The 23322-nt window shown below is 73.8% G+C and carries 14 protein-coding genes; 11 read left to right on the top strand and 3 right to left on the bottom strand.

What is annotated here, in order from left to right:
- Positions 1-139: 139 nt before the first annotated feature.
- From BXA05_RS04935 to BXA05_RS04950, 4 genes are all read left to right on the top strand, one after another.
- The gene (locus BXA05_RS04935) at positions 140-877 is read left to right on the top strand and encodes a TetR/AcrR family transcriptional regulator (RefSeq protein ID WP_082774551.1); all 738 of its coding nucleotides are present in this window, start codon (positions 140-142) and stop codon (positions 875-877) included.
- The gene (locus tag BXA05_RS04940; RefSeq protein ID WP_076404183.1) at positions 874-4302 is read left to right on the top strand and encodes a GH36-type glycosyl hydrolase domain-containing protein; all 3429 of its coding nucleotides are present in this window, start codon (positions 874-876) and stop codon (positions 4300-4302) included. Before BXA05_RS04935 ends, BXA05_RS04940 begins: the two co-directional genes overlap by 4 nt.
- A gap of 119 nt (positions 4303-4421) precedes the next feature.
- Entirely contained in the window at positions 4422-5381 is a 960-nt protein-coding gene (locus BXA05_RS04945) for an efflux ABC transporter ATPase subunit, DrrA-related (protein WP_076404578.1), read from the top strand.
- On the top strand, positions 5378-6193 hold the full coding sequence (locus BXA05_RS04950; RefSeq protein ID WP_076404184.1) for an ABC transporter permease: 816 nt from the start codon (positions 5378-5380) through the stop codon (positions 6191-6193). Before BXA05_RS04945 ends, BXA05_RS04950 begins: the two co-directional genes overlap by 4 nt.
- Here BXA05_RS04950 and BXA05_RS19250 read toward each other — a convergent pair.
- The gene (locus BXA05_RS19250) at positions 6190-7275 is read right to left on the bottom strand and encodes a 3-keto-disaccharide hydrolase (protein WP_083711489.1); all 1086 of its coding nucleotides are present in this window, start codon (positions 7273-7275) and stop codon (positions 6190-6192) included. The two genes, BXA05_RS04950 and BXA05_RS19250, sit on opposite strands and share 4 nt — an antisense overlap.
- Before the next feature lie 90 nt (positions 7276-7365).
- On the opposite strand from BXA05_RS19250, the gene BXA05_RS04960 reads away from it, so the two are divergent.
- Complete coding sequence (locus BXA05_RS04960) at positions 7366-8025, top strand: GntR family transcriptional regulator (protein ID WP_076404185.1); 660 nt, start codon at positions 7366-7368, stop codon at positions 8023-8025.
- A 67-nt stretch (positions 8026-8092) separates the two neighbouring features.
- On the opposite strand, the gene BXA05_RS19955 is transcribed toward BXA05_RS04960, so the two are convergent.
- Both BXA05_RS19955 and BXA05_RS04970 read right to left on the bottom strand, forming a co-directional pair.
- Positions 8093-8524, bottom strand: coding sequence for a hypothetical protein (locus tag BXA05_RS19955; RefSeq protein WP_009861914.1), 432 nt, complete (start codon positions 8522-8524; stop codon positions 8093-8095).
- Positions 8525-8739: 215 nt separating this feature from the next.
- A complete protein-coding gene (locus BXA05_RS04970; RefSeq protein ID WP_241005657.1) occupies positions 8740-9771 on the bottom strand; it encodes a LacI family DNA-binding transcriptional regulator in 1032 nt (343 codons plus the stop codon).
- A gap of 640 nt (positions 9772-10411) precedes the next feature.
- Here BXA05_RS04970 and BXA05_RS04975 point away from each other — a divergent pair.
- From BXA05_RS04975 to BXA05_RS05000, 6 genes are all read left to right on the top strand, one after another.
- Positions 10412-13378: a family 20 glycosylhydrolase gene (locus BXA05_RS04975; RefSeq protein ID WP_076404187.1), complete on the top strand. Its 2967-nt coding sequence runs from the start codon at positions 10412-10414 to the stop codon at positions 13376-13378.
- 242 nt (positions 13379-13620) lie between these two features.
- The gene (locus BXA05_RS04980; RefSeq protein WP_076404188.1) at positions 13621-14928 is read left to right on the top strand and encodes an ABC transporter substrate-binding protein; all 1308 of its coding nucleotides are present in this window, start codon (positions 13621-13623) and stop codon (positions 14926-14928) included.
- Between the two features lie 89 nt (positions 14929-15017).
- Positions 15018-15968: a carbohydrate ABC transporter permease gene (locus BXA05_RS04985; RefSeq protein WP_076404189.1), complete on the top strand. Its 951-nt coding sequence runs from the start codon at positions 15018-15020 to the stop codon at positions 15966-15968.
- On the top strand, positions 15965-16909 hold the full coding sequence (locus BXA05_RS04990; protein WP_083711493.1) for a carbohydrate ABC transporter permease: 945 nt from the start codon (positions 15965-15967) through the stop codon (positions 16907-16909). The genes BXA05_RS04985 and BXA05_RS04990 overlap by 4 nt, the downstream gene beginning before the upstream one ends.
- Positions 16906-18729: a glycoside hydrolase family 35 protein gene (locus tag BXA05_RS04995; RefSeq protein ID WP_076404190.1), complete on the top strand. Its 1824-nt coding sequence runs from the start codon at positions 16906-16908 to the stop codon at positions 18727-18729. The genes BXA05_RS04990 and BXA05_RS04995 overlap by 4 nt, the downstream gene beginning before the upstream one ends.
- Positions 18730-18904: 175 nt before the next feature.
- The gene (locus BXA05_RS05000) at positions 18905-23158 is read left to right on the top strand and encodes an endo-alpha-N-acetylgalactosaminidase family protein (RefSeq protein ID WP_076404191.1); all 4254 of its coding nucleotides are present in this window, start codon (positions 18905-18907) and stop codon (positions 23156-23158) included.
- Positions 23159-23322: the final 164 nt, after the last annotated feature.

Genomic DNA, 23322 nt, shown 5'->3' on the forward strand with positions numbered 1-23322 from the left:
GCAATCCTCCTCATCGAGCAGTCGGCTCGTCCGTGTGAGCCGCTGTGGAAACTACCTTAGCGTGCGCTCGGTTAGTATTTTCAACCGGGGCGTCCAGGCCGTACCGTTGGCGCCGACAGACCTGCCGAAGGAGACGGTGATGAACGAGAGCGACCCCGCAGGTGGCGGCGCCACGACGGGGACGGCCGGGGGCCCGGGGACGACGACCGCGACGGGCGCTCGCGGCACGACGGCGGCGGGCCTCCCCGACCGCCGCATCGTCCGCGGCGAGCAGCGCCGGCGTGAGATCCTCCGCACGGCGGTCGAGGTGTTCGGCGAGCAGGGCTTCCGCGGGAGCTCGCTGCGCGAGATCGCGGCCCGCGTGGGCATCTCCGAGGCCGGGCTGCTGCACCACTTCGGCAGCAAGGCCGGCCTCCTCACGGCGACCCTGGAGGAGCGCGACCGCCGCGACCGGGTGCGCCGCGGCGAGGACGAGGCGGCCGGCGCCGACCTGCTGACCACCATCCGCGACCAGGTGCGCCGCAACGCCGAGACCCCCGGCCTCGTGTCCCTCCACGTGGTGGTCGCCGCCGAGGCGACCGACGCGACCCATCCCGCGCACGACGTCGTCCGCGACCGCTACCGCGCGCTGCGCCACCAGGACGACACCCGCTTCCAGGACGCCGTCGCCCGGGGCGAGCTGCGCCCCGAGGTCGACCCGGCCGCGATCGGCCAGCTCTTCTCCGCCGTCATGGACGGCCTGCAGCTCCAGTGGCTGCTCGACCCCGACAACGTCGACATGGTCGCCCTCTTCGACCAGTTCCTCGCGTTGCTGCGCCCCGACGGCACGTCGCCCGCAGCACCCGAGCCCCGCACCACCGAGCAGGAGACCGCGTGACCCTCACCGCGACCGAGACCCCCGCCCGCGCCACGCTCACCTCGGGCGGCCTGACCGTCGAGCTCACCGGCGGCGGCGACGTGCGCGCCGTCAGCACGGACGGACTGCTCGTGAACCAGTACCTGCCGGGCGAGCACGACCGCATGCCCGGCGGGATCCTGCTGCGCGCCACGCGCCCGGACGGCACGGTCGAGGTCGCGCGACTCACCGGCTCGGCCCCCGCTGTGACGGCGGTCGAGGTCGGCGCCGACCGCGTCGTGTGGTCGGGCGCCGCGCTCGGGCTCGCCACTCGCGTCGCGCTCACGCTCGACGGGCGCGCGCTCGTCTGGCGCGTCGACCTCACGGTCGGCCCCGCGACGGACGACGGCACGCGCTACGACGTCGTGCACGCGCAGGACCTCGCGCTCGCTCCGCCCGCGGCGGCGCTGTCGAGCGAGCCGTACGTGTGCCAGTACCTGCTGCACCGCGCGCTCGAGCACCCCGACGCGGGGACCGTGCTCGTCAGCCGGCAGACCATGTCCGCGCAGCCGCGCCTCCCGCTCGCGGTCACGTTCCTCGTCGAGGGCGCCGCTGCGCACCTCACGGACTCGCTCCAGGTCTTCACCGCGCGCTCGCGCCGCGACGGGCTGCCGCACGGCCTGCTCGGGCCCGTGCAGCCGGGCGTGCTCCAGTACGAGTACGCGATGCCGACGCTCGTCTCGCACCCGCTCGACCTCACGGCCGGGACCGCGGTCGTGCACGCCGTGACCGTGGTCGACGCCGACGCGCCCGGGCCGCTCGCGGCCCACCTCGACGAGGTGGCCGGCTGGGCCGCCGCCGCGGTCGCGGCCGCAGCCGCCGACCGCCCGACCGCGCCCTTCACGCCGACCGCCTCCGCGCTGCGCGACGCGCCGCTCCTCGCGGGCGACGAGCTCGACGAGGCCGGGCTGCTCGCCGCCGTCGGCCTTGCCGCCGACGACGTGCTCCTGCCCGAGCGCGACGCCGACGGCACGCTCCTGTCGTTCTTCACCGCGACGGGGACGCACGTCGTCGACGCGCGCAAGGACACCGTGACCGAGCGCTCGCACGGGCACGTGCTCAAGGCGGGCGACGACGTGCTGCCCACGGACGACGTCCTCTCCACGACGGCGTTCGCGCCCGGCGTCTTCGCGTCGCACGTCGTGCTCGGCAACACCACGGCGAACCGCCTCGCGACCGTGCACCGCCACCACCTCAACCTGATGCGCAGCAGCGGCCTGCGCGTGCTCGTCGACGACGGCCGCGGGCCCCGGCTCCTCGGCCTGCCGTCCGCGCTCGTGCTCGACGTCGGCGGCGTCCGCTGGCGCTACGAGACGCCGCTCGGGCGGGTCGACGTGCGGACCGTCGCGCACGACCGCGAGAACCGCATCGACGTCGCCGTGCGCTGCGAGCGCCCGCTGCACGTCACCGCGACCCTCGAGCTCGAGGACGAGGCCGGCGGCTGGCTCGCCGAGCACGTCCCCGCGGCCCCGGGCGACGCCGTCGTGGTGCGGCCCGTGCCGGGCGGCGACGTCGACGCGCACTACCCGGACCTGCGGTACGCCCTGGCGTCGTCCGCGCGGCTCGTCGTCGAGGAGGACGGTTCGGAGGCGGGCGCCGGGGACGCCGCGTCCGGCACGACCCGCCGCCTGACGAGCACGACCGGCACCGGGTCGCTCACGCTCGCCCTCACCGGCTCGCTGCGCGGGACCGACGCCGCGGTCGGGCTCCTCGTGGGCGCGCACGACCCCCTGGCGGACGTCGACGCGACCCTCGCGCGCCACGTCGAGACCGTCCGTGGCGTCGTGCGCGGGCTGCGGTTCGCGCCGCACGCGACGGTCGAGACGCAGGAGCTCGACCTCCTCGTGCCCTGGTACGCGCACGACGCGCTGATCCACTTCCTCGTGCCGCACGGCCTGGAGCAGTACTCGGGCGCGGCGTGGGGCACGCGCGACGTGTGCCAGGGCCCGTTCGAGCTCGCGCTCGCGGGCGGGCGCCACGACGTCGCGCGCGAGATCGTGCTGCGCGTCCTGGCCCACCAGCACACGTGGGGCGAGTTCCCGCAGTGGTTCATGTTCGACGCCTACGCGGAGCGGTACAACGACTCCTCGCACGGCGACGTCGTCGTGTGGCCGCTGTTCGCGCTCGCCCAGTACCTGGAGGCGAGCGGCGACCTCGCCGTGCTCGACGAGCACGTCCCGTTCTGGGACCACGAGCAGCGCCGCCCGGCCGCCTCGGGGCCCGACGCCGCGGCGACGGTCCGCGACCACGTGGCCCGCCTGCTCGACCACCTCGACCGCGACCGCCTGCCCGGCACCGCGCTGCCCGCCTACGGCGAGGGCGACTGGGACGACACGCTGCAGCCCGCAGACCCGCGGATGCGCACCGACCTGGCGTCGACGTGGACCTCCGCGCTGCTCGTGCAGGCCGCGGAGCTGCTCGCCCGCACGACCGCGGGCCGCGACGAACTCGCCGCGCTCTCCGGGCGCGCGGGCGCGCTCGCGGCGGAGGTCCGCGCGGACCTGCGCGAGCGCGCCCTCGTGGACGGCGTCCTCGCCGGGTACGTGCGCCACGGCGCCGACGGCGACGAGCTCGTCATCCACCCGTCGGACACCGTCTCCGGGATGCGGTACCGCCTCATCCCCATGACGCAGTCGATCATCGCGGGCATCCTCACGCCCGAGGAGGCCGCGGACCACGAGCGCCTCGTGCTGGAGCACCTGCACTTCCCCGACGGCGTGCGCCTCATGGACCACCCGGCCGCGTTCGACGAGGGTGTGCCGCGCACGTTCCTGCGCGCCGAGCAAGCCGCGAACGTCGGCCGCGAGATCGGCCTCATGTACGTGCACGCGCACATCCGCTACGTCGAGGCGCTCGCGGCCCTGGGTCGCGGCCGCGCGCTCGACGAGCTGCTGCGCATCAGCCCGGTCGACCTCGGCCGGCGCCTCGCGCACGCCGCCCGGCGCCAGCGCAACGCCTACTTCTCGTCGAGCGACGCGGACTTCCCCGACCGCGAGAGCTTCGCGCGCGACTTCGACGGGCTCCGCGACGGGAGCGTCGGGGTGCGCGGCGGGTGGCGCGTGTACTCCAGCGGCCCGGGCATCTACCTGCGCCAGCTCGTCCAGGGCGTCCTCGGGCTGACCGAGCGCGGCGGGGAGATCGTCGTCGACCCGGTGCTGCCCGCGGCGGCGGACGGCCTCGCCGTCGACCTGGACCTCGGCGGCCGCACGCGCCGCGTGGCCTACCGCGTCACGGCGACCGGGGACGGCGTGCAGGTGCGCGCCGGGAGCGGCCCGGACGCGCTCGCGCCCGTGCCGGCGACCCTGCGCACCGGTGACTACCGGCAGCGCGGCGTCGTCGTCGCGACGCGCGACCTCGGGGACGCCGCGCACGTCGAGGTCTCGGTGGGTGCGGGCTCGGAGATCTGACCCGGGGTCGTGGGGCGCGCGCGCCGTGCGCTCCCCGAGCGCTCCCGCACATTCCTCAGCAGACTGAGGGATGTGCGGGGTCCGTGGTGCGGCCGCCGCCGGGCACGGAGGAGGAGACCATGCCGGACGCCGCCATCGCCGCGCGGGGCCTGGAGCGCCGCTTCGGCCAGCACCAGGCCGTCGACGGCGTCGACCTCGAGATCGCGGCCGGGGAGGTATACGGGTTCCTCGGCCCCAACGGGGCGGGGAAGTCCACCGTGACCCGGATCCTGTGCACCCTCCTCGCCCCGACCGCCGGGACCGCGGTCGTCGCCGGGCACGACGTCGCGCGCGACCCCACCGCCGTCCGGCTGCGGATCGGTGCCGCCCTCCAGGAGGCCGCGCTCGACGACAAGCAGACCGGCGTCGAGATGCTGCGCCTCCAAGGACGCTTCTACGGGCTGACCTCCCGGGAGGTCGACCAGCGGGTGGCGGCGTTGCGCGAGCTCATCGACATCGGGGACGCGTTGGACGAGCGCGTCGGCACGTACTCGGGCGGGATGAAGCGCCGCCTGGACCTTGCGCTCGCGCTCGTCCACAACCCCGAGGTCCTCTTCCTGGACGAGCCGACGACGGGCCTCGACCCCACGAGCCGCGCCGCGGTGTGGCAGGAGGTCCGCCGGCTCAACCGCGAGCTCGGCATGACGGTCTTCCTCACCACGCAGTACCTGGAGGAGGCCGACGCCCTCGCTCGCCGCGTCGGCATCATCAACCGGGGTCGGATCGTCGCCGAGGGCACGCCGACCGAGCTGAAGAGCACGGTCGGCACGGACCTCGTCGTCGTCGAGACCTCTGCCGACCCGGACCGCGCCCGCGCCGCGCTCGACGGTCTCGGCGGCATCGACTCCATCGACGTCGACGAGCGGCGGCTCGTCGTCGCGGTCACCGACGGTGCGCAGGCCATCAGCCCGGTCGCCCTCGCGCTCGACCGCGCAGGGGTGCCGGTCGACGGGCTCACGCTGCGCCGCCCCACCCTCGACGACGTCTTCTTCCGTGTCACCGGTCAGCGCATCCTCGACGGCGAAGAGGAGCCCTCATGACCGGGACGACGTCGCGCGCCGCGACCACAGCCCGCACCATCACGGGGCGACCCGCCGGGTTCTGGCGCGACCTGACCTCGGTCGCGATCCGCGCGCTGCGGCAGATCCCGCGGGAGCCGGAGGCGATCGTCCCCGCGCTCGTCATCCCCCTGTTCTTCTTCGTCGTCAACGTCGGCGCGCTGTCCGACGTCGCCACCGCGACGGGGGTGAGCGACTTCCAGGCGTTCCAGATCCCGGTGGCCATCGTCTTCGCCGTGACCGGCGTGTCCCGTGCCAGCGCGCTGGTCACCGACATCACCGACGGGTACTTCGACCGGCTCCTGCTCACCCCGATGCACCGCACCGCGCTCCTGCTCGGGCTCATGGTCGCCGACCTCGTGCTCGTCGTGGCGCTGTCAGTCCCCGTGCTGGTGCTCGGCTTCGCGCTGGGGGTCGAGTTCGCGACCGGGGTGCCCGGCGTCCTGCTCTTCCTGCTGCTCGCCGGACTCTGGGGCCTCGCCTTCACGGGCTTCCCCTACGCGATCGCGCTCCGCACCGGCAACCCGGCTGCCGTGAACTCGAGCTTCCTGCTGTTCTTCCCGTTCGCCTTCCTCACGACGACGTTCCTCCCGCTCGACGCGCTCACGGGATGGCTCGCGACGATCGCGCGGTACAACCCGGTGACCTACCTCCTCGCCGCGCTGCGCTCGCTGATCATGGAGGGCTGGGACGCCACGGCGCTGTGGCAGGGCGTCGCCGCGATCGCGCTCGTCGCGGTGGTCAGCTTCACGCTCGCGTTCCGCGCGCTCGTCGGGCGCACGTCCCGCAGCTAGCAGTCGACGCCCTCGTACGGCGTCTCCACGACCTCCGGGCCGTCGGCGCCGGGGACCGTGAGCGTCGCGGTCCCCGCGTCGACCGACGCCGCACGGGCGCTGAACGCGCGGTACGCGTTGCGCCCCGGCGCCACGGCGTCGAACGTGCGCTCGCCGGCGGGCGTGCCGAGCGTGACGTCGAGCGGGACGCTCCCGACGTTCTCGGCGCGGACGGCGACGTGCGCCGTCCCCCCGAGGCACCGCGCGTCGGCCTCGACGTGGACGGGCGGCAGCTCGCGGACCCGCACCTCGCGGAACGACACGACGTCCGGCGCGGAGCCGTGCGCCTGCAGGCCGACGTACCCGACGAGCCCGCGCGAGCTCGAGTCCGGGTCGAGGGGGCGGTCGGGGAACGGCACGCCCGGCAGGTTCTCGTACTCGTTGATGACCACGCCGTCGCGAATCACCGTGTAGTGCTGCCCGACGACGCGCACCTCCAGCTCGTTCCACGTGCCCTTCGCGGTGGGCCGGGCCTCGTCGAGGCCGAGGTCGGCGAACCCGTAGACCGAGCCCGTCTTGCGGGGGTCGTTGGAGCCGCCCTCGGGGGAGTCGTTGACCTGGATCTCGTGGCCGCAGTTGACCGCGATCCACGACAGGTTGCCCGTCTCGTTGCCGTTGAACGTCGTGGGGCAGCCCTCGACCGGACCGGACAGGTCGGGGAACCGCACCTGGATCCCGCTGTTCGCGCGAGCGTCACCGGGGGCGTCGTCGCGGAACTCGACCACCATCGAGAAGTCGCCGTACTGACGCACCGGGTACCAGAGGGTCCCGAACCCGCCGCCCGCTCCGGCGCGGCTGCGCACCGTGCCGTCGTCGAGACGGTCGAACCCGCCGTCGCCCGCGTACTCCCACGCGTCGAACGACTCCGGGGTGCCGTCGAGGATCACCTCGTAGCCGTCGTCGGCGGGTGCCGCGGCGGGCACGACCGCCGCGGCGGGCGCCGCGAGCGCGATCCCCGCGGCCAGGGCCGTCGCCCCGGCGAGCCGGGCGCTGCGCACCCTGCCCTGGGTCGCGCGGGCGGGGGTACGGGTGGTGCTCGTCATCGGAACTCCCTCGTTCGACGCGGTCCCGTCCACCCTCGCACGGTCCGCGCGGGCTCTCAACGGCACCCGGGCCGGTGCGAGAATCGACGCGTGGCCGGAGCCGAGGAGCGAGTGCTGGAGTCCGCGCGGGTCGCGTCCCGGCTGCGGGACGAGATCCTCGACGGCGTGCGCGAGCCCGGCTCGCGCCTCGTCGAGCGCGACCTCGCCGCCGGGTTCGGCGTGAGCCGCATCCCCGTGCGCGACGCGCTCAAGGTCCTGGAGGGGGAGGGGCTCGTCGCGCTGCGCCCGCACACGTGGGCCGTCGTGCGGGCGTTCACCGACGCCGACCTCGCCGACCTGGACGAGGTCCGCACCGTGCTCGAGCCGCTCGCGTTCCGCCTCGCCGCCGAGCGCCACGAGCCGCCGGGGCTGGAGCGTCTGCGCGCGGCGCTCGACCGCGAGCAGGAGGGCGCGCGCGCGGCCGACCCGGTGGGGTCGCGCCGCTCGGCCGCCGACTTCCACGAGATCGTCACGGCGCTCGCGGGCAACCGGCTGCTCGACGGCATGATGCAGGGCATCCGCAGCCGGATGCGCTGGGCGCTGTCGCAGCACGACGACCTCGCCGACGTCACCGACGAGCACGTGGCGCTGTTCGACGCGGTCCGTGCCCGGGACGGCGACCGGGCCGCGGAGCTCGCCGCGGCGCACGTCGAGAGCAGCCGACGGCGGCGGGCCGCCCTCGCGTCGCGTCGCGTCGCGTCGCGGGCCTGACCCTCGGGCGCCCTCTCGCCGGCACCCGACGGGCCCGGCGCGTCGGACCGCGCGTCGGACCGGCGCGTCAGACCGGCCCGGACGTCCCGTCGCCGACCGACCGGGCCGGGATCTGGACGGCCTTGTCCCACGCGCCGACCAGGCGGCCGTCGGAGGTCTCCAGGCGGAACGGTGCGAGCGGGAGGTTGCCGGCTCGGCGCCGGGCCCGCAGCACGTCGAGCGCCTCCTCGTCCGTCTCCGCGCCGAACGGCTCGCCGCGCCGCGCACCCGTGGCGGTGACGACGCGATAGCTCGTCATCCGGTCGTCGTCGTGGTGGACCTCGTCGGCGAGCGCGGCGACCTCCTGGGCGATCTCGAGGCTCGGCAGCGCGCCCCACGTGCGGCCGGGGCCGTCGAGGGTCCAGGTGCCGGTGTCGTCGCGCCGGACGACGTACTCGCGCGAGGCGCTGCGGGCACGCCAGGTCCGGTGGTCGACGGCGGTCCAGGTGAGCATGTTCATGTGCGGTGAGGTGGGTCGGACGACGGTCGGTCACTCGTCGGTCGAGCAGTTCCCCCCTGCCGTGTCCGGCGACCCACGGGCAGCGTACGCGTACCGATCGCGCGCGCGTGTCCACCCTGAGGAGGAGATCGGGCGGCGGGTACGGCGTCCGCGTAGGCCGAGCGACGGACGCGCCCGACAGCCCGCTCGGGTGGGGGCGGCGTCGGGCCGTGCCCTCAGGCGGGCGGCGCGGTGCTCGCCCGGACGACGAGCTCGGGGTGCACGACCTCCGGCTCGTGCACGGCCTGCGGGTCGGTGACGAGGGCGACCACGTGCTCGACGGCGCGCCGCCCCATGTCGTGGAACGGCTGACGGACCGTGGTCAGGGGAGGGGCGGCGTAGGGCGCGAGCGCGATGTCGTCCATGCCGACCACGGACACGTCCTCGGGGACGCGTCGGCCCAGCTCGGTGAGCCCGCGGACGACGCCGAACGCCATCTCGTCGCTCGCCACGAAGACGGCAGTGACCTCGGGGAGGCGACCGAGGAGGAGCCCGTTGCGGTAGCCGGACTCCGGGGTCCAGTCCCCGTAGAGCACGGGGGGGACGTCGCGACGCGACTCTTCCAGGGTGGTGCGCCAGCCCGTGGACCGGCCGAGCGCGTCGTTCCACGACTCCGGCCCGGACACGTGCCAGACGGTCGCGTGCCCCAGGCCGAGGAGGTGCTCCGTCGCGACGCGGCCCGCCTCGACCTGGTCGACGGCGACGATCTCGGTCGCGAGGGACCGCATGCCGTCCACGACGACCGTGGGGACGTCGCGCGTCACCTGCGCGAGCGCGCCCTCGTCCCGCACGGGCACCGCGATGACGAGGCCGTCGACGCCCTGGTCGAGCAGACGTGCGGCGGCCTGCTCGATCGCGGCGGAGGAGAGGGACGAGGTGGACGCCGTGCTGACGAAGTACCCGGCCGCGCGAGCGGCCGTCTGCATGCCGAGCATGAGCGCGCTCGCGGAGTAGAAGTCGGTCTCGTGCGTGATGACGCCGAGGGTGCGGGTGCGGCCCGTGACGAGCGCCCGGGCGAGGCTGTTGCGCCGGTAGCCCGTCTCCTCGATCGCGGCGCGGACCCGGGCGCGGGTCACCGCGTTGACGTTGGGGTGCCCGCTGAGCACGCGCGACACCGTCTGCGCGGACACGCCGGCGACGCGCGCGACGTCGGCCATCGCAGGCCCGCGGCCGCGGGGCGACGGCTCGGGCGGTGACGCTGGGACCACGGGACCTCCTCGTCGGTGCACGGGCGCGTGCCCGGCAGCGTAGTGGACGCGGTGGACCGTGCCTCTGCGCCGCGCCACCGCACGCCGCGCAGATCTCGTGTTGACGATAACAGGCACGAGGGCTCGGGTGGGGTCGCTGGGCGGATGGTCGCGGTCTCTTGGTTCGCTGCGGGGGTTGTTATGGATATCACCTTGTGTCAGAGTGAGCCGCGCACTCGGGGCACGGACGCCCCCTTCCGCACGACGTCGTCAGAAGGAGTGCCATGACTGCTCCGCGGGCCACCCGGATCGAGGGCGTCGCGGGGCGAGGGTGCGCCGCCCCGAGCTCCGTCCAGGAGCCGTCGCACGTCGTCACCGGCTCGCTGGGTGCCGGGGACGGGGACCGCACGCGGTCCCGGCGGGGCCGGTCCCGGTCACTACTGGGGGTGACCGGCACCGGCTCGCCCTGATCGGCTCCTGCCCCGATCCTTGCTCGCACCGCACGACGTCCACACCGCAGTCGGCGCTAGGTTGTCTGACGTCAGATAACCCTCCCGACGCCCTACCGTCCTCGCCGCGCACGCGGCCGAGGCCTCACCGGATCGAAGGAGATCGACACATGCACCGACCAACCCACCATCAGCGGCCGAGGAGGGTCGCCGTGTCGGCGGCGCTCGCGGTCGCGCTCGTCGGGGCGCTCACTGTCCCGGCCGCGTCGGCGGCGCCCACCGGGGCGCCTGCGTCCGCACCCGCTGCGGTCGAGCGTGCGGCCGCCGACCCGCCGCTGCCGGACGTGATCCCGTCGCTGCGTGACTGGGCCGACGCCGCGGGGTCGTGGAGCCTCGCGGCCGGGACCCAGGTCGCCACCGGGGGAGACGACGGGCTCGCCGGCGCGGCGGACGTCCTGGCGGACGAGCTCGGCGCGCTGCTGGACGAGGACGTCCCGGTCGTGGCCGACCCCACCGCCGCGAGCGTCGTCGACCTGGCCGTCGACGACGGCCGCACCGACCTCGGGAAGGAGGGGTATGCGCTGACCGTCCACGCGGGCGGCGTCACCATCGTCGGCGCGACACCGCAGGGTGCCTTCTACGGGACCCGGACCCTCGCCCAGATGCTCGCGCAGCAGACCGTGCTGCCGGCCGGCTCGACGGTCGACGTGCCGCGGTACGCCGAGCGCGGCGTGACGCTGTGCGCCTGCCAGATCAACGTCTCCGAGGAGTGGATCGACCGGCTCCTCGAGGAGATGGCCTCGCTCAAGCTCAACTACCTGCTCGTCGAGCTCAAGCTCAAGAGCACCGCGCACCCCGAGACGGCGACCTGGAGCTACTACACCCCGGAGCAGCTGGGCCGGATCGTGGAGAAGGCGGACACGCTCGGGATCGACGTCATCCCGGAGATCAACTCGCCCGGGCACATGGAGATCTGGCTCGAGAACAAGCCGGAGCTGCAGCTCGTCGACCGCAACGGGGTCCGGGACGAGGTGCGGCTCGACATCACCCGGCCGGAGGCCTTCGACTTCTACACCGACCTGCTCGACGAGTACCTCGACGTGTTCACGTCCGACTACTGGCACATGGGCGCGGACGAGTACATGATCACGACCGGTTTCCAGAACTTCCCGCAGATCGAGGCGTACGCGAAGTCCCTGTACGGCCCGTCGGCGACGCCGGACGACGCGTTCGTGGCCTTCGTGAACAAGGTCAACGCGTACGTCAAGGAGACGCACGGCAAGACGCTGCGCATCTGGAACGACGGTCTCGTGGGCCGCAACACTCAGCCGGTCGACACGGACATCGTCGTCGAGCACTGGCTCGGCACCCCGGTCAGCCCGCAGGCGCTGCTCGACGCCGGCCACCCGGTGATGAACTCGTCCTACGCGCTCTACCTGGTGCGCGGCGGGCTCAAGATGAACACCAGGAACCTGTACGACCAGCGCTGGGACGTCGGGCGGTTCTACGGCTCGACCGTCGACCCGGCGCACCCCGGCCTCACCGGCGCGAAGGTGAGCCTGTGGCCGGACAGCGCCGCCGCGCAGACCGAGAACTCGGTCGAGGAGGAGATGTTCATGCCGCTGCGCTTCATCGCGCAGACGACGTGGACCGCGGGGTACGCGAAGAGCACGTACGCCGAGTTCGAGGCGCTGGCCCGCTCCATCGGCCGCCCCGCCGGCTGGGAGAACGTCGACCGCACGCCCGTCGAGGACGGGGCGTACACGCTCACCACGACGGACGGCGACGGTCTCGGCGCGACGCCTGCGGGGTCCCTCGCGGCCGGTCCGGACGTGCGCGACGGCTGGGTCCTCACGGCGACGGCCGACGGGTACCACACGGTTCGCTCGACGGCCACGGGCCTGTGCCTCGACGTGGTCGACGGCAAGCGCCGCCTGGGTGTCCCGGTCGAGATCGGCGTGCCGGTCGTCGCCTCGGCCTGCGGCTCGTCGAACATCCAGAAGTGGCAGCTCCTCGCGACCGACGACGGCTTCGCGGTCGTCAACGCGTCGACGCGCCAGCTGCTCTCCGTCGACGAGGACGGCACCGTGGTCCAGCTCCCGCCGGACATGACCGGCACGGTCTGGACGGTCGAGCCCGCCGTGGCGGTCGACGTCGCGGTCGAGACCCGGCGCGTGCTGCCGGGCGCGTCGGCGACGGCCACCGTGACCGTCGAGAACACGACGGACGCCACGCTCGAGGGCGTCGCGGTCGCGGCGCAGGCGCCCGCGGGCTGGACGGCCCCGGCCGCGGCCCAGGTCGGCGACCTCGCGCCCGGTGCCGACCGCACCGTGACGATCGCCCTCGCACCCGCGACGGGCACGTGGGGCCTCGGCCGCGTGCCGGTGGCGGTGACGTGGACCGTCGGCGGGCAGGAGCGCTCCGCCGGCGCCACCGTGGACCTCGTCGCCGTGAGCACCGCCCAGCCGTCGCGGCCGGTCGCGGTGATCGACGTCGACAGCGAGGAGACGCAGGGGGAGGACGGCCGAGCGGCCAACGCCATCGACGGCAACCCCGCGACGTTCTGGCACACGCGCTGGAGCGGGTCCGCCCCCACGCCGCCGCACCACGTCGCGCTCGACACGGGCGCCGAGCAGCAGCTCTTCGGGCTCACGTACACCCCGCGCACGGGGACCGGCACGGGTGCGGCCAACGGACGCATCGGCGCGTACGAGATCTACGTGTCGACCGACGGGGAGAGCTGGGGCGAGCCGGTCGCGGCCGGGTCGCTCCCGAACGTCGCGACCCCCTCGACGATCGGGTTCGCCCCGACCGTCGGCCGGTACGTGAAGCTCGTGGCGCTGCGCGAGGTGAACGGGAACCCGTGGACGACGGCCGCGGAGATCGCGGTCGACGGCGCGCCCGTCGTCGCCCAGCCCACGATCACGGCGCACGCGAGCGCCCGTTGCCTCGCGGGCAAGGCCTACGTGGCCGTCACGGCGCGGAACACCGGGAGCGCACCCGCGGACCTCACGCTGCGGTCCGCCTTCGGTGAGCGGACCGTCACGGGTGTCGCGCCCGGGGCCTCCGCCTACCAGTCGTTCGCCTCGCGCACGACGGCGGTCGACGCCGGCAGCGCCGAGGTCGCGTCCGCGTCGGGCACGGCGCGCGCGGAGTTCGCCGCACTGCGCTGCGGCTGACGGACCACGTGCGGGGGCCGGTGCCGGCCGGTCCCCGCACGTGCTCACCGGGTGACGAGCGCGCGTCCCGACGCCTGTTGTTGACCATAACAGTCAGCACGAACACGAGAAACGTGCACGTTTCCGTGCTCGCGATGCGCGTTCGGAACTAAGGCTTGTTATGGATATCAACCTGTGCCAGAGTGTGGCGAGCAACCGGGCACGGTCGCCCCCCTCAGCACAGCGTCGTCAGAAGGAGTGTCATGAAGTCATCGATCGTCCGGTCCGCGGGAGTCGCGTCCGTCGTCGCCCTCGCCCTCGGCCTCACCGCGTGCAGCTCGTCGGACGGCGGCGGCTCCGGGGACGGGTCCTCCGACGGCGAGCCCACCACGATCCAGCTCTGGACCTGGGCCGCCGGCTACGACGAGGCCGCTGCGGCGTTCAACGCGGCGCACGACGACGTCCAGGTCGAGTACACGCAGATCGAGGCCGGCAACAAGGGCGGCTACGACAAGATCCGCAACTCCGTCGCCGCGGGCAACGCGCCCTGCCTCGCGCAGGTCGGCTACGAGACGCTCCCGAGCTTCGTGGCCGAGGGGAACGTCGTCGACGTCACCGAGTACGCCTCCCCGGACAAGGACGCCTACACCGCGGCGGGCTGGGCCGGCGTGACGGTGGGCGACAAGGTGTACGGCGCGCCGCAGGACCAGGGTCCGATGGTCCTCTTCTACAACAAGGCCGTCTTCGAGGCGAACGGCGTCGCGGTGCCGACCACCTGGGCCGAGTACCAGGCCGCGGGCGAGCAGCTCAAGGCCGCGGGCGTGAAGCTCACCGGCACCTACGAGGACTACGACTACACGGGCTTCGCGTGGCAGGCCGGTGCCCCGTGGTACGCCGTCGAGGACGGCGCATGGTCCATCACGCCGGACTCCCCGGAGAACGTCGCGGTCGCCGACTACTGGCAGGGCCTCATCGACGCCGACCTCATCGGATCCAATATCTGGAGCGACGACTGGTCCGCCGGGCTCGGCGACGGCTCGATCGCGACGATCGTCGGTGCCGCCTGGTTCGCAGGCATCCTCAAGGACTCCGCGGCGGCGTCAGCCGGCGACTGGGCCGTGGCGGAGCTGCCGCAGTGGGAGGCCGGGGACGAGCTGACGGGCAACGTCGGCGGGTCGCTGTCGGCGGTCCTCAAGGGCTGCGACGACCCCGAGGCGGCGTGGGAGGTCGCGCACTGGCTGAGCACCGACCTCGCGGCGGTCGACGCGCAGATCGAGGCGGCCGGGACGTACCCGGCGTCCGTCGCGGGCCTCGAGTCCGAGCTCCTGACGACCGGTGACGACTACTTCGGCGGCCAGGTCGTCGCGGACGTCTTCAAGACCGCCTCCGGCCAGGTCAACCCCGACTGGGCGTGGGGCCCGGGCGTCTCGACGCTCGTCGGCACGCTCGCGACGAACATGCAGAAGGCCTTCGCGAAGGAGCCCGGGGCGACCGTCGAGGCCGCCCTGACCGCGGCCGGCGACGCGACCGCCGCCGAGCTCGCGCAGCAGGGTATCGCGGTCAACGAGTGACCGCGGCCGGTGCCGCGGCCGGGTGCCCGCAGCACCCGGGCGCGGCACCGGGACCCCCTCCACGAGAACGTCACCTGCGAGGAAGAGCCATGACCACTGAGACCCTGCCGGCGGCCGCCGGCACGGACGACCCGGACCGGCAGGCGCCGCCGCTGCGCCGACCGCGGAGCAGGACGGCGCGCTACGCCGTCTGGTTCGTCGGGCCGTTCGTCCTGCTGTTCCTCGCGATGTACGTCGCGCCCATCGGGTTCGCGATCTACAAGAGCCTGTTCCGCATCCAGCGCGACGCGCTGGGCCTCGGGGGCACGCAGGAGGTGTTCGACCCGCTCGCCAACTACGCCTACGCGTTCGGCGACAGCGCGTTCCTCGCCTCGATCGGTCGGGTCCTGCTGTTCGGCGTCGTGCAGGTCCCCGTGATGCTCGTGCTCGCGCTCGGCATCGCGCTGCTCGTCGACTCGGCGTCGGCCCGCTGGAAGGGCTTCTTCCGGCTCTCGAGCTTCGCGCCGTACGCCGTCCCCACGGTGCTGTCCGCGCTCGTGTGGTCGTTCCTCTACGCGTCCGACAGCAGCCCCCTCAACGCAGCGTTGGGGCTTTTCGGGCTCGACGTGAACCTCCTCAGCGAGAACCTCGCGCTGTGGGCCGTGGCGAACGTCGTGACCTGGGGCTGGACGGGCTACAACATGATCATCATCTACGCGGCCCTCCAGGGGGTGCCGGGCGAGGTGCTCGAGGCCGCGAAGCTCGACGGCGCGTCCGCGTTCCGCACCGCGTGGAGCGTCAAGATCCCCCTCGTGCGGCCGGCGATCCTGCTCACGACGATCTTCTCGATCATCGGGTCCGCGCAGCTCTACAACGAGCCGTTCGTGCTCAAGCAGAGCACCGGAGCGATCGACGCGAGCTTCACGCCGATCATGGCCGCCCAGGCGTCGCTGCAGTCCGCGAACTACCCCTACGCCGCCGCACAGTCCGTGATCCTCGCCCTGGGTGTGGCCGTGCTGTCCGTCCTGTTCTTCCGCCTCACCTCCCGGAGGGCCTCATGACCACGAGGAGCCTCCCCGTCGAGGCCGAGACGACCGCGCCCGCCACCGTCGGCCTGCGTCGGCACCGGACGGCCGGGACGCCCGGCCTGCGCCCCGACACGCTCGAGACGACGGCGCGCAGCCGCTGGGCGGTCACGTCCGTCCTCGTCCTCACGGCCGTCTACTTCCTCTTCCCGCTGTGGTGGCTGCTCGTCGCGGCGACCAAGGACGCCGGCTACACGTTCGCGGGCAGCCCGCTGTGGTTCTCGCACTTCGACCTGGTCGGCAACCTGCAGGACCTCTTCGGCTACCAGAACGGCATCTTCGGCATCTGGATGGCGAACTCGGCGCTCTACTCGCTCGTGGGCGCGGGGGTAGGCACCCTCGTCGCCGTCGCGTGCGGGTACGCGCTCGAGAAGTACGAGTTCCGGGGGCGCAACCTGCTGTTCGCGGTCGTGCTCGGCGCGGTCCTCGTCCCGAAGGTCCTGTTCACCCTCCCGCTGTTCCTCATGTTCTCGCAGACCGGGATCATCGACACCTACCTCGCGGTCCTCCTCCCGAGCGTCGTGAGCCCGTTCGGCGTCTACCTCGGCCGGATCTTCGCCGCGAGCTCCGTGCCGGACGAGGTCATCGAGGCGGCACGCCTCGACGGCGCGCACGAGGGCCGGATCTTCTTCGGCGTGAGCCTGCGCATGATGGCGCCCGCGCTCGTGACGATCTTCCTGTTCCAGTTCGTCGAGATCTGGAACAACTTCCTCCTGCCGTCCCAGGTCCTCATCTCGGGCGAGCTGCGCCCCGTGACGGTCGGGCTCGTGAGCTGGAACGCCCTCGTCCAGGCCGGCCAGATCGAGCGCCACATGGTCATCGTGGGCGCGTTCGTCGCCGTCGTGCCGCTCGTCGTCGCCTTCCTCTGCCTCCAGCGCTTCTGGCGCTCGGGCCTCGCGGCCGGGGCCATCAAGTGAGCGGCCCGGCGCGACGGCCCACGCTCGTCCCCGACGGGCTCCGCCTCCTGCGGCACGGCACGGAGCACCGCGTCCTCTCGGGATCGGTGCACTACTTCCGGGTGCACCCCGACCTGTGGGCGGACCGGCTGCGGCGCGTCCGGGCGATGGGGCTCAACACGGTCGACACCTACGTCCCGTGGAACTGGCACGAGGCCGTGCGCGGGCGCACCGTGTTCGACGGCGATCGCGACGTCGAGCGGTTCCTGCACCTCGTCGGCGACCTCGGCATGGACGCGATCGTCCGTCCCGGCCCGTACATCTGCGCCGAGTGGTCGAACGGCGGGTTGCCCGCGTGGCTCACGGGCACGCCCGGGGTGCGGCTGCGCTCGTCGGACCCGGTGTACCTCGACGCGGTGGCGAGCTGGTTCGACGAGGTGGTGCCGCGTCTCGCGGCGCTGCAGGCGAACCGCGGCGGCCCCGTCGTCGCGGTGCAGGTCGAGAACGAGTACGGCAGCTTCGGCGACGACCACGCCTACCTCGCGTGGGTCCGCGACGCGCTCGTGGCGCGCGGGGTCGACGAGCTCCTGTTCACCGCGGACGGACCCACCCACCTCATGCTCGACGGCGGCACGCTGCCCGGCGCGCTGACGACCGCGACGTTCGGGTCGCGCCCCGAGCAGGCGCTGAAGATGCTCCGCGAGCGCCGCGACGAGCCGTTCCTGTGCGCCGAGTTCTGGAACGGCTGGTTCGACCACTGGGGGGAGCGCCACCACGTGCGCGACCCGCTCGACGCCGCGCGCGACGTCGAGCGCCTCCTCGAGCTCGGCGGCTCGGTGAGCCTCTACATGGCGCACGGCGGCACGAACTTCGGCCTGACCGCGGGAGCCAACCACGACGGCACCGACCTGCAGCCGACGGTGACGAGCTACGACTCCGACGCGCCCGTCGCGGAGGACGGCACGGCGACCCCCAAGTTCCGGGCGCTGCGCGACGTCTTCTCGCGGTACCCGTCGCCGCACCTGCCGCCCGACGCCCTCGACGAGCGCTGGACCGTCCCGGCTCCGCGACTCGCCCCCCGCACCCTCGCGGTCGCGTCCGCACGACCGGCGCTGCCCGTGCTGCGGACGCTCGGGGACGCCGTCGCCTCGCCCGGCCCCCTCACCTTCGAGGAGCTGGGCCAGGACGCCGGGCTCGTTCTCCACCGGGCGCACCCCGTCCTGCCGCCGGGCGACTCGACGGTCAGCGTCCTCGGCCTGCACGACCGCGCCACGGTGTACGTCGACGGTGTCCTCGTGGGCACGCTCGAGCGTCGTACCGCGGAGCAGGGCGTGCGCGTGCGCGGCGACGGCCGCGAGGTCGTGCTCGAGCTGCTGGTCGAGAACCTCGGCCGCGTCAACTACGGGCCACGTCTCGGCGAGCACAAGGGGATCCTCGGCGACGTGCTGGTCGACCGGCGCATCGTCCACACCTGGGAGTCGCGGGCCCTCCCGCTCGACCTGCTCGACGCGGGGGAGCTGCGGCGCGGGGCGGTTCCACCCCCCACGACCGGTGGGCGGCCCGCCGACACGATCGCGACGTTCGAGCTCGACGTCGACGAGCCGGCCGACACGTTCCTCGCGCTGCCCGGCTGGACCAAGGGGTTCGTCTGGGTGAACGACGTGCTGCTCGGCCGGTACTGGCGCCGCGGACCGCAGCGCACGCTCTACGTCCCCGCGCCGCTGCTGCGCACGGGGGCGAACACCGTCACGGTGCTCGAGCAGCACGCCCCGGGCGAGCACGTCGAGCTGCGCGCGGAGCCCGACCTGGGCGAGCGGGAGGAGTACGTCGAGGTCCTCTGACCCCGCTGCCACCGGAACCCCGCTGCCACCAGAACGTCCCACGACCGCACGACCACCACCGGCCGGCGGCACGGTGCCGCCTGCCCTGATCGAAGGAGCTCAGATGGTTCGACAGTCCGGTCCACCCCCCGTCCCGGGGCCACCGCCCCGACGGCGCACGCTCGGTGTGCGCGGGATGGTCGCGTTCGCCGCCGTCCCCGTCCTCGGCCTGCCGCTCGTCGCGCTGCCCGCGCACGCCCTGCCCGGCACGGCCTCGGCGGGCTCGAGCCTCGCCGCCGCGGCGCTCGCGGTGCAGGGCGCCGTCGACGGCGCGGTCACGATCGCGTCCGACGAGCTCGAGGTCCAGGTCGCGGACGACTTCCCGCGCGTCCTCACCTACACCGACCGCGGGACGGGGGCGAGCCTCGCCGGCTCGACGCGCCCCGTGACGCAGGTCCTCCTCAACGGCACGGCGCACGCCGTGACCGGGGAGGTCGTCGCGCAGTCCGACGCCGCGACGTCCTACCGCCTGACGTTCGCCGACCTGCCGGGCGTGACGCTCGACGCGTCCCTCACGGTCGAGGGCCGCACCGTGACGTTCGAGGTCACGGGGATCGAGGACACCGAGACGTTCCGCGTCGCGAGCCTCGAGATCCCGGGCCACGACCTGCTCTCCGTCGCGTCGACCGACGCAGGCGCGAGCGTGGCGAGCGCCGTCATCAGCCCGAACCGCAACACCGTGGGCGACACCTTCACCCCCGTGTCGGCGCAGACCCCGACGAACGCGAACCCGGTGGGCTCGGCGTACGCGATCGTGTCGACGTCAGGCCTCGCCGCGTCGGTCGTCACGAACAGCGTGTACGACGAGGCGTCCGGCAAGGCCGCCAACGAGGGCAACCGGCTCCAGCGGCAGGCGTTCGCGACCGCGGACGGCGTGCGCGTCGGCGTCTGGTCGGGGGCGTGGACCTACCGGGCGAAGGGCTCGTCGACGACGGAGGAGCTGCCGCGCGCGACGGTCGTCGTGACGCCCGACGCGAACGGCGACGGTGCCGTCGACTGGCAGGACGGCGCGATTGCCTACCGGACGGTGGCGCCGAAGGCGCTCGGGGCCGACCAGGTCCCGGACCGCGTCGTGTCGCACATCCCGTTCAACTTCGCGTCGCAGGCGACCCACCCGTTCCTGCGCACGCTCGACGACGTGAAGCGCATCTCGCTCGCGACCGACGGCCTCGGCCAGATGGCGCTGCTCAAGGGCTACGGCTCCGAGGGGCACGACTCCGCGCACCCGGACTACGGCGGCAACTACAACGAGCGTGCGGGCGGTCTCGAGGACCTGCGGGAGCTGCTCGCCGAGGGCGGCGCGTGGAACGCGGACTTCGGCGTGCACGTCAACGCGACCGAGGCCTACGCGGAGGCCGACGCGTTCTCCGACGAGCTCGTCGACGCGGGCGCGAAGGGCTGGAACTGGCTCGGGCAGTCGTACTACATCGACCAGCGCCGGGACATCACCAGCGGCGACCTCGCGGCGCGCATCGGGCAGCTCGCCGACGAGACGGGCGGCGACCTCGACCTGCTGTACGTCGACGTCTACTACAACTACGGCTGGCAGGCCCGGGCGCTCGCGGACACCGCGCGGGCGAACGACTTCCAGCTCGCGACGGAGTGGTCGGACAAGTTCGAGGCCGACTCGCTGTGGAGCCACTGGTCGGCGGACGAGAACTACGGCGGCGCGACGAACAAGGGCCTGAACTCGCAGATCGTGCGCTTCGTCCGCAACGCGGAGAAGGACACGTGGAACCCGCACCCGCTCCTGGGCAACGCGCGCATCGTCGAGTTCGAGGGCTGGACGGGCCAGGTCGACTGGAACGCGTTCTACCGCAACGTGTGGCAGACGAACGTCCCGACGAAGTTCCTCCAGCATCACGAGATCCTGCGGTGGGCCGACGACGAGATCGCCTTCACGGACGACGTCACCGCGCGCGGCACGAGCGCCGCGGACCGCGAGATCCTCGTGGGCGACGCGGTCGTCGCGCGCGGCGGGACGTACCTGCTGCCGTGGTCGGCCGCCGAGGCTCCCGGCGTCGAGGGCGAGGCCGCGGACGGCCAGAAGCTCTACCACTACAACCCCACCGGCGGTGCGACGACCTGGACGCTCCCGGCGTCCCTCGCGGGTGCGACCTCGCTCGTGCAGTACCGCCTCACGGACACGGGTCGCGTCGAGGTGGGGTCCGTCCCGGTCGCGGACGGTGAGGTCACCGTCCAGGCCGACGCGGGCCAGCCGTACGTGCTCTACCCGGTGGGGGTGCCGCAGGCCGACGCGGTCGACGCGGGCTGGGGGCAGGGGACCGGCATCGTCGACCCGGGCTTCAACGCGGGCGACCTCGACGCCTACGGCACGACGGGCGCCGTGAGCGTCGAGCGGCTCTCCAACGGCCAGCACGTCGCAGCGCTCGGGGCGGGCGAGGCGACGCTGTCGCAGGAGCTCGGCGAGCTCGAGCCCGGCACCTACGCCGCGAGCGCGTGGGTCGAGGTCGCGCCCGGCGCGTCCCGCCCGACGACGCTGCGGGTGAGGGGCGACGGTGTGGTCGAGGCGAGCGTCGTCGTCGAGCGGTCGACGGCGAAGAACCTCGTCGCGGCCGACGACAAGCACAGCCGCTACTTCCAGCGCGTCCAGGTCGAGGTGGACGTCACCGCGACGACCCGACCGGTCCTGAGCGTCGAGGCCGGGTCGGGCGACGCCGTCGTGCGCGTGGACGACCTGCGCGTGGTGCCGACCGAGCATGCCGACGTGCCGACGGACCTCCTGGAGGAGGGCGCCGACGTCGTGGCGTTCGAGGACTTCGAGTCCGTCCCGCAGGGCTGGGGGCCGTTCGTCAAGGGTGACGCGGGCGGCGTGACCGACCCGCGCACCCACCTCGCGAAGCGCAACGCCCCGTACACGCAGGCGGGCTGGAACGGGAAGCTCGTCGACGACGTGATCACCGGCGACCGGTCGCTCAAGGCGCACGAGGAGAACCAGGGCCTCGTGTACCGGACGGTGCCGCACACCGTGCGCTTCGAGGCGGGGCACCGCTACCGGGTGAGCTTCGACCACCAGAGCGGGCGTGGAGGCCTCTACACGTGGGTCACGGGCTACGACTCGGTGGCGAGCGGCACGCCCGTCTCCGTCGAGACGCGCGCGACACCGCTGGGCGAGCAGCGCACCACGGCACGGTTCTCCGAGGAGGTCGTGGCGAGCTCGTGCGGCGACACCTGGGTGGGTCTGCGCAAGGGCAGCGGCGGCGGTGACCAGGCCGACCTGGTCGTCGACGACTTCCTCGTCGAGGACCTCGGCCCGGCGGGCACGGTCCCGGCGTGCGCCTCCCTCACCGTCTCGGGCGGCACGTCCGCGCTCGAGCCGGATACCGCCAACACCGTGACCACGCGGCTCCAGGTGTTCGAGCCCGCGGAGGTGCGCGACGTCGTCGTGCGGCTCGACGTGCCGGAGGGCTGGGAGGTCGAGGCCACCGGCGCGACCACCGCGGAGAGCCTGCCGTCCGGCGGTGTGCTCACCACGACGTGGCAGGTCACCCCGCGCGGCGAGCTGTCCGCGCAGGCCTACCGTCTCGACGCCGGCGCGACCTACGCCACGACCGCCGACCCCGTCGGCGGGCGCTCGGTCGACGCGTCGCGCGACGTGTACGTCGTCGTGCCGCCGTCCGCGGGGGAGCACTGGGTCTCCGACCTGCCGTTCGTGTCTTCCGGCAACGGGTGGGGGCCGGTCGAGCGCGACCTGTCCAACGGGGAGCAGGGCGAGGGTGACGGCACGCCGCTGACGCTTCGCGGCACCGTCCACGAGAAGGGGCTGGGCACGCACGCCGCGAGCACCGTGCGGCTCTTCCTCGGCGAGCGCTGCGAGTCGTTCACCGCGACCGTGGGCGTCGACGACGTCCAGAGGACGCGGGGCTCGGTCGCCTTCGAGGTGCTCGGCGACGGGACGTCGCTCGTCCGGACCCCCGTGCTCCGCGGGGGCGGCGCGACGCAGGACCTCGCGCTCGACGTGACCGGGGTGCGCTACCTGGACCTCCAGGTCACCGACGGCGGCGACGGCAACGGCAACGACCACGCCGACTGGGCGTCCGCGCGGGTCACGTGCTCGGGCGGGGGCGAGCCGGAGCCGGAGCTGCCCGTGGACGTGACGGCGCAGCCGCGGTGCCTCGCCGGGAAGGCGTATCTCGCGGTGCGCGCGACGAACGGGGCGGACGTCGCGGTGTCGGCGCGCCTGGTGACGGGCTTCGGCGAGAAGGCGTTCGACGCCGTCGAGCCGGGGAAGGCCGCCTACCAGTCGTTCGCGACCCGCGCCGGCGCGGTCGAGGCCGGCAGCGTGACGGTCGACGTCGTCGGCACGGTCGGCGGGCGGGAGGTCACCCGCAGCGTCGAGGCGTCGTACGACGCGCTGGGCTGCGCCTGACGGTCGTCGGGCCGGAGCCCTGTCCCGCCGGCGACGGCGGGGCAGGGCTCTGCCGTCTCCCCGGCGGGATTTCTGAAAGAGTTTGGCTGGATCCTTCCCAAATACATCATGAAATGCCACGATGGGGTGTCTGCCAGGGACGCACGGGCCGTGGACGGGAGCGC

Origin of the sequence: Cellulosimicrobium funkei (assembly GCF_900155925.1) — a bacterium.
Lineage (GTDB): Bacteria > Actinomycetota > Actinomycetes > Actinomycetales > Cellulomonadaceae > Cellulosimicrobium > Cellulosimicrobium funkei.